The following is a 12,446-nucleotide window of genomic DNA, read 5'->3' as shown; positions in this document are numbered from 1 at the left end:
TTGTCTACTCTTGATACGTGCAGCCTAATAGTTGCAGTTCCGCGTCGTACGAAGGGTTGTCAATCCAGTGCCAGTAAGGACGCGCAGCTACGATAAACTCCCGATCTTGGTCTGAGAATGACTGCAGAGCGCTGAAGACTTGAGACATTTGCCGAACGTTCTCGGAATGGTCGTAGTCACCTGCGATTTCGTGCGGATCAACGACCAATAGCCTGCCGTCCATGCCACAAACCGTATCGGCGAATTTCCGAAAGACATTTTCGTCGACCAGATGGCCGTATTGGCGAACAACTATCTCCAATTGATCGGCGAATCGATTGACCGCCAAGCGCTTTTCGGCGCAAAGCCATGTCTCTAACCAGTGATAGGCTCCACTATGCGTCTCGCGACCGACGATGTCGTCTGCAGTGAAGAAAAGGAACCAGGCAAGGGGTATCACATGGCGTGAATCATAGTATTGCCGATCGAGCATTTCCTCGTGCGATGCGCCCACTGCAGAGTCACAGCAATATAGGTATGCTCGATTCGCCATGTCTGAACTCGGCCATTCACACCCGCCAGCTCTGCTTACTCTCGGCATGCCCCACGAGAATCGCGGGCCGCTCTTCGCCTGCGGTAAGCTGGAAGGTGAATGGGATCACTTGGCTGCTAAGGGTATAAGCTTTCTCTAGACTCGAAATCCCGACGGACTGAAGCTTGCCATCGGCCAGGCGCAGCAGTTCGAGTTGCCAGGGATCGCGGTCGACGATCAGAAGTTCACGAGTACCGAGCTTGGCGTGAAACTCAATTCTCTCAGTCAAGGGTTCATTCGGACTGACAATTTCGCATCCGAAGTCGGGACCTCCAAACCAGCAGGGATCAATCAGTTGTGCGCTGCAATCTGTTAGAAAAATACCGATGTCCACGCAGCGGTAGTTGTATTCTTGATCTTCCGGGGTGTCGGTGATGTAGCAACTCAGTCGCACCTTCTGCGGGATTTCCAAGCCCCCCATTCCCAAGGTCAAGGAACTCGCGATTCCCATGGCGAGTTCTTGATTCTGATTATCGCGAACAGGCGTAATTACATAGCCGCCATTCCATACTTCGTCGAACATGCAAGCGCGGGAGTCGAGGCGCCGTTCGCGGAGATCGTCGGCCCACATCTCGTCTTGCACAATGAGCTTCATAGGTATCACACCTGAGCTTCCGCGCTCTCATACGCACGGATATTTGTCCCGCTGGCGTCGTTGGTCACCGCGATGTCGTACAGCTTCTGGCCCGCGGGCGTGGGGTATTGGCCGGTGATGCACGCTTGGCAGAGTTCCGTTTGGGGGCGGTCGACTGATCGGGCGATCGACTCGACCGGCAGATAACGCAGCGAGTCGGCGCCAAGTTCTTTGGCCATCTCGGCGTAGGCCTCTTCGGTGTTGCGGCCGGGTGTCATGAATTCCGGCGCGAACAGTTCGCTAATGGTCGACATGTCGATGCCGTAGAAGCAGGGAGCCACGATCGGTGGGCAGGCCACGCGGACGTGGATCTCTTTCGCGCGGCCGACTTCGCGAATCTTGTCAATCAGCACACGCATGGTGGTTGAGCGGACGATCGAGTCCTCGACCAGCAGGATGCGTTTGCCTTCGAGCACCTCGCGTAGCGGGGTGTACTTGGCGGCTGCCTTGTCCTTGCGCCCTGCGCCGCCTTCAATGAAGGTCCGCCCCGTGTAGCGGTTGCGAATCAGCCCCTCGATGCTCGGCACGCCAAGCTGGTAGGCCATGGCGTCGGCGGCGCCTTTGCTGGTGTCGGGTACGGGGACCACGATGGTGTCGTCGTCGATCTGCACGTCTTCCAGCCGAGCGAGTTCCTCGCCCAGCGTTTTGCGCGACAGGTAAACGCTGCGGTCGTCGATATTGCTGGCGACGTTGGCGAAATAAATCCACTCGAAGAAACAGTGCGCCCGGCGGGGGCTATCGGCGAAGCGTTCGATCTTGATTTCGTTGTCGACGATGGTGACCATCGTGCCCGGTTCGAGAGAGTGGATGTTCTCCGGCTCGAAGCCGAGGTTCAATAGGGCCACGCTCTCGCTGGCCGCGGCGAACAGTGGCCCTTCGATGGCGTAGCTCACCGGCTTGATGCCCAACGGGTCGCGGGCGACCATCATTTCGCCCAGGGCGTTCACCAGGGCGACGCTGTACGCGCCGTCGAACTTCTGCGACACGTTGTGCATGATTTCGACCAGCGACGGGCGCAACTCGCCCGACATCTCGCGGCTGATCTCGTGCATCATGATCTCGGTGTCGGTGGTTCGCGCGAGATGATGATCGTCGTCGGCCAGCAACGCCTGGCGCAGGTCGGCGTAGTTGGCCAGTTGGCCGTTGAAGCCGAAGCTAAACCACTTGCGCTTCTGCAGGTGATGCCGCTCGAATGGCTGGGCGTAGCTGCGATCTTCTTCGCCGCACGTGGCGTAACGGACGTGGCCGATCGCCGCGCGGCCTTCGTACTGCTGCATCAACGCTTCGGCTTTGCCGCGGTGGCTCAGTCGAAACACCTCGGCCACGCTGCCCAGTTCGCGGTAGGTGTCGATGATCTGCGACCGTGTGGGCGCGTAGCTGGTCATGCCGGCCGACAACTGGCCGCGGTTCTGAATGTCCAGCAGCATTCGCGGCATCAATCGCGAGATGGCCTCCGGCCCTTGCTGCGGACACAAGCGACTCGGCTCCGACGATGGAAGGTGGTAGATCGCGGCAATGCCGCATTCGTGACGTAAGTCGCTCATCGAGACAGGGGCTTCCTTACAGGTAGGCGGGGGCGGCGCGCTAGGGGCCCGCTAACGAATGCCGGCCACCGCCCGCCAGGCGGCCTGAGAGCTTCGCTACCCGCATTGTAGAATTTGCCCGACAAACCCTCAACCGACTAATCGAGTGCCGAATTCCTGCGGTGCGCCTACGGCTTACCCGCAAAATCGGTACGCACTCTTCACGTTCCGATCAAAACCGCCCGCGTGCATGGATCAGGTCGAACAGGTCCTGCTCCAGACACTGAAGTCCGAGGCGCGCTTCCAAGAGTTGCAGGCGGGTCCGCTCGATGTCGAGCATCACGGGCCGGCCGGTGCTGAAGCGGTCGAGAGGTTCCCACTCTTTGAGCATCCGCTCCATTGCCGCGATTTCTGCTTTGCGAAGTCGAATGGCCGCGTCGAGGCGAGCGACTTCGCGGTGATACACAACGTGCTGGTAGCGATAGGTGGACAGCGGTGCTGGATGGTAGGCGACTGGTGGGTAGGCCATGGCCGTTGGGGATAGCATCAGGCCGGCGAGCACAACGAGGGCGGCGCGCATCATGGTGGGAGGTCTCGGCAAGCGGGGAGGAGGGGATCGAGAAGCAGCAGGGCCCGTCGGCCACTATTCCATGGTAATTAGCCGAAGTTGCCTCTTCAAATCGCGAACCGAAGCCTCGGAAAACCGGTCCTTGGGGCACCGTCTTCTCGCAGGAGGTGCGACATGCTGCCGAGTCAAATAGAAACGGAGCGTCTGATTCTCCGCCGGCCCAAGATGGAGGACGCCCAGGCCATTTTTGAGAATTACGCGAGCAATCCTCGCGTAACACGGTACCTGAGCTGGCCCACGCATCGCTCGGTGGCCGATGCCGAGGAGTTTCTGCGGATGCTTGAGGAGTCGATGCGCCGCGAGGAGCAGTGCACCTGGCTCATCGAACATCGACAGCAACACAAGGTGTGTGGATCGATCGGCGTGGCCTTTAAAGCCGGTAAACACAGTGAAGGCAAGCTGGCCGCGCTGGGCTACTGCCTGGCCGAAGAGCTATGGGGCCAGGGGTACACCACCGAGGCCGCGCGAGCAGTGGTGCCGCTGGTGTGGTCGCTGCCGGAGATCGAGCGACTCGAAGCGATCTGCCACGCCGAGCACATGCGCTCCGCCCGCGTGTTGGAAAAGTCGGGCCTGCGGTACGTGGGGCTCGATCGGGCGCACATGGTGCTGCCGTCGCTCGGCCGGCACCGCCAGGACATGCTCCGCTACGGCGCGAGCCGCCCGGCGGGAGTTTGAACTAGCGCAAAAAACGAGCCCCAGGCGCAGCGCTTGGGGCTCGTTGGCTTTAATCGTTCTGGCAGCCGGCAACTACTTCGAGTAGCCGAGCGATTTCACTACGCCCAGCACCTCTTCGTAGTTGATAAATCGGCGGCGGTGGCGCGCCTTGTATTCGTCGATGGCCCGCGCTAAATCGGCAGCTTCCGGCGACAGTTCCGAGTGACTGTTCGTAAACTGACGACGCTCGCGCACCGGCGAGTCGCCCCGCGGCGCGCTGCTGCGGCGATCGACGAACGGTGTTTCTAGATCGTGAGCGGTGGTGGGGGCGGGCAGGGTCGAGGTATCCATGTCCAAGGCCTTTCGGAGGGGGCAAGGCAATCAATCGGCTTCTAGTTGGTAGAAATCGCTACGCAATAAAGCCTAGGTCACCGCTTGGCACAGTATGCAGGGTGTTGCCCTACGATTCGCTGATTCGGAAGGCCGCTACCGACTGTAACGGTTGTGCCGATTCACTGGACCCGCGAGCCTGGAGCAAGGGGGCGGCTCGTGACTTCGATGCCCAAAGCCTTCTGCGTTTCGGCTTGCAGGCTTGCCAATGGGGCCGTGGGGCCGGACAGCTCGATGGCCAGGGCCACACGCTGGGCGGCCATCTGGGGGCGACTGAGGGCCAGGTAGGTGTGGGCTTCGAGCTCGAGAATCTCCGGCATCCGTTCCGCCGGCGGCGCAGCGTCGCGCAATCGGTGGAGCGTCGCCAGGCAGCGCTGATCCTGGCCGCGCTGGCGATAGAGCCGCGCCGATTCGAGTAGCACGTCCGCGTCGTTGGGCGAAAGCAGCAGCGCCCGCTGCATATCGGCAAGCGCCCGATCCAGGTCGCCGTCGGCTGCGTAGGCCCGTCCTCGAAGCGTCCAAGCGGTGGCTAGGGAGTTGTCCAGGCGAATGGCTCGATCGGCCTGGCGGATGGCCTGTTTTGCGTCGCTGGTGGCCAGCAGCATCTCACCCGCTCGCACGGCGGTCGCGGCGTCGTGTCGGTCGTGGTGGGCGGCAATGGCCATGTGGCGCATCGCCTCGTCCTGGGCGCCCCGCCGCCACAGGGCCTCGGCCAGGTACCGCTGGGCCTCGGGATCTTCGGGCGACTTTTCCGCCGCTTCGGTCAGCAGCCGCTCGGCTTCCTCCCACTGCTGGACTTCGATCGCCGCCACGCCCTGCCGAGCCAGACGCCGTCCGGCCGCCACCGAGGGAGGCACCGGCTGCAGCGACCGCCAACTCACACAGCCAGGCAGCACCACCAGGGCTGCGGCTATGGGCAACAGGGTTTTGTAATAGGTGGCCATGGCAAGCGGAAAAGCAGCGGAAAAGAGCAGCGGAGGGTAGCAAACCGCCCGGCGGGGGACAATGCCGGCCACTGGGCTGCGGGCACCCGAGTGAACCTGCGGTGGGGGCGAACGACCTACAGGCGTGATCCCGCTAGCAGGGCCGCCCAGAAGGCCACGACCACCCGCCGCCGGTTGCGGGGCGAGCGGGGGCTGGATACACTCGTAGATTCCCTTGATTTTCCCTAAAAAACAGAGACTTCCATGCGTCACGTCCTGTCTGCCGTGGTCCAGAATGTCCCGGGTGTGCTGTCCAATGTGGCCGGCATGCTGGCATCGCGCGGCTACAACATCGACAGCCTCGCGGTGGGTGAAACCGAAGACCCCCAACTCTCCCGAATGACCTTTGTCGTCGTAGGCGACGACAGCGTGCTGGAGCAGGTGCGTAAGCAACTGGAAAAGATTGTTACGGTCGTCCGCGTCACCGACGTGAGTGCCAAGGACTTCGTCGAACGCGACCTGATGCTCATCAAGGTCGAAGCGAAAGGCGACGACCGCACCGAAATCCGCGAGCTGACCAACATCTTCCGCGGCCGCATCGTGGATGTCTCGCCCGAAGAGGTAATCATCGAAATCTCCGGGCAGGAACGCAAAGTCGAGGCGTTCATCGATCTGATGCGTCCGTTCGGCATTCGCGAGCTGGTCCGCACCGGCCGTATCGCCATGGTCCGCTCGATCGACCGCCCGCAACGCGGCGGCAACATCCGCCCCGCAGTTGGCACGATGAAGCAAGCCTGACCAAGGAGGTGAATGGGTGAGCAGGTGAGAAGGTTAGTAGGTGCAAGCCACTTTCCAACCACCAACTTCACCAACCCTTCACCCCTACCGCTTACATAATCACTTACTCACCTATTCACTTACCAACCTCCCACTACTATGCCAGCAAAAGTTTATTACGACGCCGACGCCGACATGGCGCATCTCAAGGGCAAGACCGTGGCCATCATCGGCTACGGTTCCCAAGGTCACGCCCACGCCCAGAACCTTCGCGACAGCGGTGTCAACGTCGTCGTAGGTCAGCGCCCCGGCAGTGCAAACTACGAGTTGGCCAAGTCGCACAGCTTCGATCCCGTCTCCGCGGCCGAGGCTGCCAAGCAGGGCGACGTGGTGAACATCCTGCTGCCGGACGAAGTGCAGGCCGATGTCTACAAGAACGACATCCGCGCGGGTCTCGAGCCCGGTAACATCTTGATGTGCTCGCACGGCTTCAACGTCCACTTCGGCCAGATCGAACCGCCCGAAGGTGTCGACCTGCTGTTGGTTGCCCCTAAGGGACCGGGCCACTTGGTCCGCAGCGAGTTCGTCGCCGGCGGCGGCGTTCCCTCGCTCATCGCCACCCGCGTGGCTGGTAGCAAAGCGAGCGACGACGACATGTCGGACGAATCGTCCACCGTGTTCAAAGTGGGCATGGCCTACGCCAAGGGCATCGGGGGCACCCGCGGCGGTGTGATTCGCACCACGTTTGCCGAAGAGACCGAGACCGATCTGTTTGGCGAGCAAGCCGTGTTGTGCGGCGGCCTGAGCGAGTTGGTAAAGGCTGGTTTCGACACGCTGGTCGAGGCCGGTTATCAACCCGAGATGGCCTACTTCGAGTGCCTGCACGAAGTGAAGCTGATCGTCGACCTGTTCTACCAGGGCGGCCTGAGCTACATGCGTTACAGCGTGAGCAACACCGCCGAGTACGGCGACTACAGCACGGGCCCGCGGATCGTTACCGACGAGACCAAGAAGGAAATGAAGCGCGTGCTCGAAGAAATCCAGAACGGCACCTTCGCCCGTAACTGGATCCTCGAAAACAAGGCTGGCGCGCCGGGCTTCAAAGCCACACGCCGCCGCGAGAAGAATCTGCCCATCGAGCAAGTGGGCCGCGAATTGCGCCGCATGATGAGCTGGATCGACGAAAAAGAAGTTTGAGGCTTCCTGTCATTCTGAAGGGAGTAACACGACCGAAGAATCTATGTCGCCAACCCTCTGACTTCCGGATATTTCGAGGAGTTTGAAGCATCGGTCATTGGAGCATCTGAAGTGGTATTCCGCTTCGATGTGCAAACCAGATTCTTCAGTCGCTTAGGCTCCTTCAGAATGACACAGCGCGAAGCCATTACGCAACGAAATGTGAGCCGTGCAAGAAGCGATTGAAAAAGCCGATACCCTGATCGAAGCGATGGGCTGGATCCGTCGCTTTCGCGATAGCATCACCGTGATCAAGCTCGGTGGCAGCGTGATGGAGGACGCCGACGCGCTGCGGCACTTGCTGGTCGATATCGTGTTCATGGAAACCGTTGGCATGCGACCCATCGTGGTCCATGGCGGCGGGGCGGCTATTTCGCGGGCGATGGCCGAGGCCAAGCTCGAGCCGAACTTCATCCAGGGTCGTCGCTACACCGACGAGGCCACGCTCGACATTGTCCGCCGCGTGCTGGCGGGCGACGTGAACGAGATGATCGCTCAGCGGATCGAGGAGTTCGGCGGCCGCGCGATGCCGCTGAACCCCAACGGCGAGACCGACAACAACGTGTTGTTCGGCGAGAAGCTCGCCCTCGCCGCCGACGATGGCAGCCAGATCGACCTTGGCTTCGTGGGGCAGGTGACCCGCGTCGATCGAGATACGCTCGACAACCTTTGCTATGCAGGGCAGGTGCCGGTGATTCCCTCGGTCTGTAAGACCGAGGACGGGCAGCTGTTGAACGTGAACGCCGACACCGCGGCCATGGCGGTCGCCCAAGCGATGGGCGCCGAGAAGCTGGTGTTTCTGAGCGACGTGAACGGGGTGCGTTTGAACAAGGACGACCCCGAGTCGTTGATTCATACGCTCACCGCCGACTCAGCAGTTGAGTTGATCCAGCGTGGCGTGATCGAGTCGGGCATGATTCCGAAGGTCGAAGCCTGCCTGGAAACACTCAGCAAGGGCGTGCAGAAGATTCACATCATCGACGGCCGACTCCGCCACTCGCTGCTGCTGGAAATCTACACCAACCGCGGCATCGGCACCGAGATCGTCACCGAGATTTAGGCGAACCGCTGACGGGGGCAGTTTGTCGCTATTACTCACGTAGCCGGATTCGCAAGAATTCGGACGCGGCGCGATGGAACCGAATTCTTGCGAATCCGGCTACGACCTATCTCAAAACTTGGAGTACACAACCCGTGTCCACATCCACCAGCATGTCGCCTGCCACTCTGGAATTGTTCGAGCGGTACGTGGTGCCCAACTACGGCCGGTTCCCGGTTTCGTTGGTGCGGGGCGAAGGCTCCTGGGTGTGGGACGATCAGGGCAAGCGGTACCTCGACTTCTTCCCCGGTTGGGGCTGCAACCTGCTGGGCCACTGTCCGCCCGCGGTGGTCGAAGCGGTGCAGGAGCAGGTGGCCAAACTGATTCACGTGCCCAACACCTGGCACTTCGAGTCGCAGGGCCAGTGGGCCAAACTCTTGAGCGAGCGGAGCTTCGGCGGCAAAGCGTTCTTCTGTAACTCCGGGGCCGAGGCCAATGAAGCGGCCATCAAACTCGTCCGGCTGCACACCCCGGCCGGGCGATACAAGATCATCACTTTCCGAGGGGGCTTTCACGGTCGGACGTTCGGCGCGGTTTCCGCAACCGCGCAGCCGAAGTACCACGAAGGAATCGAGCCGATGCTGCCCGGCTTCGACTACGCCCCGTTTGGCGACCTCGAAGCGGCCCGGAAACTTATCGACGACAAGACCGCGGGCATTCTGGTCGAGCCCATTCAAGGCGAAGGCGGCATCCGCATCCCGCCCGCTGGTTTTCTCGAGGGGCTCCGCCAGCTGGCCGACGAGCATGAACTGCTGCTGGTGTTCGACGAAGTGCAGGCAGGTTGCGGGCGGACTGGCGAGTGGTTCGCCTACCAGAACTTTGGCGTCACGCCCGACGTCATGACGCTAGCCAAGAGTGTCTGTGGCGGCGTCGCCGGCGCGGCCATGCTGACCACCGCCGAGATCGCGCCCAGCTTGCGGCCCGGCATGCACGCGGCCACATTCGGTGGCAACCCGATCGCCGCCCGGGCGGGCATCGCCACGATCGAGACCATCGAGCGCGAGGGCCTGCTGGCCCGGGCCAAGCAAATCGGCGATCGCTTCGCCACGCGGCTTGCTCCGCTTGTGGACGAACTCGATATCGCCAAAGAGCTGCGCGTCCAGGGCCTGATGATTGGCTTGGAACTTACGGTCGACGGCACCAGCGTGGTGGGCGACTGCATGGACAAGGGGCTGCTCTTGAACTGCACACAGGGCAACGTAATCCGGTTGCTACCCGCCATGACACTCACCGACGAGCAGGTGGACGAAGGTTGCGATATCCTCGTCGACGTACTTCGAAACTTGAAATAGCTGCCTTTTGGGCAAGGAACATGGAACTGCCATGCGACACTTGATCACTCTCGAAGATGTTTCTTCCGCCGAGATCGAGACGATCTACGCGATCACCGAAGACTTGAAGACCAAGTTCCTGAGCGGTATCCGCGAGCCGATCCTGCCGGGCCGGATGATGGCGCTGTTGTTCGAGAAGCAGTCGCTAAGGACGCGCGTGAGCTTCGAAGCTTGCATGACGCACCTCGGCGGCGGCAGCATTCTGCTGGGCGACGATGCCGGGTTTGGCAAGCGAGAAAGCATCGCCGACTTCACCCGCGTGCTGAGCGAGATGGTCGACGTGATCGTGGTGCGATCCAAGAAGCACAGCACGGTGGAAGAAGTCGCCAAGTACTCCAAGGCGGCGGTTGTGAATGGACTGACCGACCAGTCGCATCCCTGCCAGGCGTTGGCCGACTTGTATACGCTGCGCGAGCACGTGGGCAGCCTCAAGGGGCGGAAGCTCACCTGGGTGGGCGATGGCAACAACGTGGCGATGAGCCTCGCCCGCGGGTGTGCGAAGCTGGGCATGGCGATGAGCGTTTGCTCGCCGCCGGGTTACGAGTTGCCCGCAGCATTCCTCGAGCGACTCCTAAAGCAATCGCCCGATGCCGACGTGACGATCACCAACGATCCCACCGAAGCGGTCACCGATGCCGACGCCATCTACACCGACGTGTGGGCCAGCATGGGCCAGGAGGCCGAGCAGGCGCAACGCATGAAGGACTTCGCCGCCTACCAGGTGAACGCCAAGTTGATGGCCGCCGCGCCGCAGGGTGCTGTGTTCATGCACTGCCTGCCCGCCAAACGCGGCGAGGAGGTCACCGACGAGGTGATCGACAGCCCGGCAAGCGTTGTGGTGCCGCAGGCAGGCAATCGCATGCACGTGCAGAAGGGCATTCTGGTGTGGCTGTTGGGCAGCCAGGCGGGTTAAGTGCCTTGGCGTTAGCTGCTAGGATGTGCGTTTCCAACGACTTCCTGGCGTCCAACCTCCAAGGCCATTGCTCTCCATGTCCACTCGCAACGATGGCCGTACGGCCGATCAGCTTCGCCCTGTAACCTTCCAACGCGGCTTCGCCGCTAACTCGCCCGGCAGCGTGCTAGTGTCCGCCGGCAACACGGTAGTGCTTTGCACCGCCAGCGTGTCGGACGACGTACCGCCATGGATGGCCGGCAAGGGCAAAGGTTGGGTTACCGCCGAGTACAACATGCTGCCCGGCAGCACTTCGCCTCGCAAACCTCGCGATCGCAAGAAGGTGGACGGTCGCACCACGGAAATCCAGCGCTTGATCGGGCGCAGCTTGCGCGCGGTGGTCGATCAGGCCAAACTCGGCGAGCGGATGGTCACTGTCGACTGCGACGTATTGAGGGCTGACGGAGGTACACGCACCGCCAGCATCACCGGGGCGTATGTCGCGCTGTACGACGCACTGTTGTCGTGCGAGGACCTCGCGCCCGACGGAGCGTGGCCGCTCGTCGATTCAGTGGCCGCGGTGAGCGCTGGAGTTGTGGGTGGCGAGGTGCTGCTCGACCTCGATTACTCGGAAGACTCCACGGCCGAGGTCGACATGAACGTGGTGATGACCGGAGGTGGCCAGTTTATCGAAGTGCAGGGCACTGGCGAAGGCGGCACGTTCACCGCCGCGCAATTGCAGGGATTGCTAAGTTCCGCCGAGTCGGGGATTGCACTGCTCACCGAGAAGCAGCGGCAAGCGATCAAAGAATCTTAAGGTGAACGAAAAAAGCCCCGACCAAAGTCTGGTCGGGGCTTATTCGATTCAGAACACCACGGTGGTTCTAATGAGGGAACCACTACTGGTTGTTGTTATTATTGTTGTTATTGTTGTTATTATTATTGTTGTCGTTGTTGTTATCGTTGTTGTTGTCGTCATTCTGGTCGTTTGCAACACCGGCAAACGTGAAGGTCGCCACGTCGCCAATGGTCGAGAAGAACGGGATCGTCGTGATGCGGACGTAACGACGATCGGCCGAAACCACGCCGGTGGCGTAGAAGTTCGTACCTTCGGGCAGGGCGGTCACCACGGGCTGGAAGCCCACGGCGCCTTGATTGCCAGCCAGCAACCGGCGACGAAGTCGGGCGTCGCGGGGATCGAGGTTGCGCCGAGGCAACGCCCGCGGGTCGGACACGGCTTCGAGTTGCTGAGCGAGCACCGCACGGCCCACGGCTTCCTGCCGCTCGATGGCTCGGGCGACGTGCTGTAGTTCGAGTGGTTCGGTCCGGCGGCCATTCTCGAGCTGCACCTCGACCAGTGCGCCGTCTTTTCCGAGTTCGATCACCTTGGTCTTGTGCGTGACCTGGTCGGTGTTGAAGTGCTCGAAGACATCGATCGTTACCTTGCCAGCGGTCACCTTGCCCCACACCGGGGTAATCTTCGCTCGATAATTGCCAGCGAATCCGCGGGGGCAAACGTAAGTTTCGCTCAGCACGCCGGTGTTGGAGTTCTTCTCGACGCCGGTAAATACGTCGCCCATGTTTACGCCGCCACCTGCCGAACGGGGATCGCCTGGTGAGCAGACCGAGCCACCCGGTTCTTCGACGCTCAAGTCGACATCGGCGTCGCCCGTCCAGGAAACTCGAATCACGCAGTCGCGCTCGATGGCTTTGCCGAGTTCGTCACGAAACGCGCGGGCTTCGTCGTTCTGGCCGGCTTTGACCATTTGCTCGATCGTGGCCGATGCC

13 protein-coding genes and 1 pseudogene are annotated in these 12,446 nt (G+C 61.4%); 7 read left to right on the top strand and 7 right to left on the bottom strand.

Going from position 1 to position 12,446, the window contains the following annotated elements:
• Positions 1–4: 4 nt before the first annotated feature.
• From ACQK2L_RS00070 to ACQK2L_RS00055, 4 genes are all read right to left on the bottom strand, one after another.
• Positions 5–472 carry a hypothetical protein gene (locus tag ACQK2L_RS00070; protein WP_425394914.1) on the bottom strand — a complete coding sequence of 156 codons (468 nt, stop codon included), beginning with the start codon at positions 470–472 and terminating at the stop codon, positions 5–7.
• A gap of 76 nt (positions 473–548) precedes the next feature.
• A complete protein-coding gene (locus ACQK2L_RS00065; RefSeq protein WP_425394913.1) occupies positions 549–1,094 on the bottom strand; it encodes a hypothetical protein in 546 nt (181 codons plus the stop codon).
• A gap of 77 nt (positions 1,095–1,171) precedes the next feature.
• Entirely contained in the window at positions 1,172–2,749 is a 1,578-nt protein-coding gene (locus tag ACQK2L_RS00060; protein WP_425394912.1) for an amidophosphoribosyltransferase, read from the bottom strand.
• 211 nt (positions 2,750–2,960) lie between these two features.
• Positions 2,961–3,311: a hypothetical protein gene (locus tag ACQK2L_RS00055; protein ID WP_425394911.1), complete on the bottom strand. Its 351-nt coding sequence runs from the start codon at positions 3,309–3,311 to the stop codon at positions 2,961–2,963.
• A 159-nt stretch (positions 3,312–3,470) separates the two neighbouring features.
• On the opposite strand from ACQK2L_RS00055, the gene ACQK2L_RS00050 reads away from it, so the two are divergent.
• Positions 3,471–4,031 carry a GNAT family N-acetyltransferase gene (locus tag ACQK2L_RS00050; RefSeq protein WP_425394910.1) on the top strand — a complete coding sequence of 187 codons (561 nt, stop codon included), beginning with the start codon at positions 3,471–3,473 and terminating at the stop codon, positions 4,029–4,031.
• Positions 4,032–4,103: 72 nt separating this feature from the next.
• Here ACQK2L_RS00050 and ACQK2L_RS00045 read toward each other — a convergent pair whose 3' ends face one another.
• A complete protein-coding gene (locus ACQK2L_RS00045; RefSeq protein WP_425394909.1) occupies positions 4,104–4,361 on the bottom strand; it encodes a hypothetical protein in 258 nt (85 codons plus the stop codon).
• A 161-nt stretch (positions 4,362–4,522) separates the two neighbouring features.
• Entirely contained in the window at positions 4,523–5,344 is an 822-nt protein-coding gene (locus ACQK2L_RS00040) for a tetratricopeptide repeat protein (protein WP_425394908.1), read from the bottom strand.
• A 243-nt stretch (positions 5,345–5,587) separates the two neighbouring features.
• On the opposite strand from ACQK2L_RS00040, the gene ilvN reads away from it, so the two are divergent.
• The 6 genes from ilvN to rph all read left to right on the top strand — a co-directional run bounded on the left by ilvN (position 5,588) and on the right by rph (position 11,475).
• On the top strand, positions 5,588–6,121 hold the full coding sequence (gene ilvN, locus ACQK2L_RS00035; protein ID WP_425394907.1) for an acetolactate synthase small subunit: 534 nt from the start codon (positions 5,588–5,590) through the stop codon (positions 6,119–6,121).
• A gap of 138 nt (positions 6,122–6,259) precedes the next feature.
• Positions 6,260–7,297: a ketol-acid reductoisomerase gene (gene ilvC / locus ACQK2L_RS00030; RefSeq protein WP_425394906.1), complete on the top strand. Its 1,038-nt coding sequence runs from the start codon at positions 6,260–6,262 to the stop codon at positions 7,295–7,297.
• 208 nt (positions 7,298–7,505) lie between these two features.
• On the top strand, positions 7,506–8,396 hold the full coding sequence (argB, locus tag ACQK2L_RS00025) for an acetylglutamate kinase (protein WP_425394905.1): 891 nt from the start codon (positions 7,506–7,508) through the stop codon (positions 8,394–8,396).
• Between the two features lie 134 nt (positions 8,397–8,530).
• Positions 8,531–9,727 carry an aspartate aminotransferase family protein gene (locus ACQK2L_RS00020; RefSeq protein WP_425394904.1) on the top strand — a complete coding sequence of 399 codons (1,197 nt, stop codon included), beginning with the start codon at positions 8,531–8,533 and terminating at the stop codon, positions 9,725–9,727.
• A gap of 31 nt (positions 9,728–9,758) precedes the next feature.
• Positions 9,759–10,679: an ornithine carbamoyltransferase gene (gene argF / locus ACQK2L_RS00015; protein ID WP_425394903.1), complete on the top strand. Its 921-nt coding sequence runs from the start codon at positions 9,759–9,761 to the stop codon at positions 10,677–10,679.
• A gap of 76 nt (positions 10,680–10,755) precedes the next feature.
• Positions 10,756–11,475, top strand: coding sequence for a ribonuclease PH (rph, locus tag ACQK2L_RS00010; protein ID WP_425394902.1), 720 nt, complete (start codon positions 10,756–10,758; stop codon positions 11,473–11,475).
• Positions 11,476–11,557: 82 nt separating this feature from the next.
• On the opposite strand, the pseudogene ACQK2L_RS00005 reads toward rph, so the two are convergent.
• A pseudogene (locus ACQK2L_RS00005) lies at positions 11,558–12,446 on the bottom strand (hypothetical protein); the annotation flags it as partial.

This window comes from Aeoliella sp., from assembly GCF_965227375.1.
Lineage (GTDB): Bacteria > Planctomycetota > Planctomycetia > Pirellulales > Lacipirellulaceae > Aeoliella.
The sequence above is the reverse complement of the archived record's forward strand: the minus strand, read 5'-3'. Positions and strand labels throughout refer to the sequence as shown.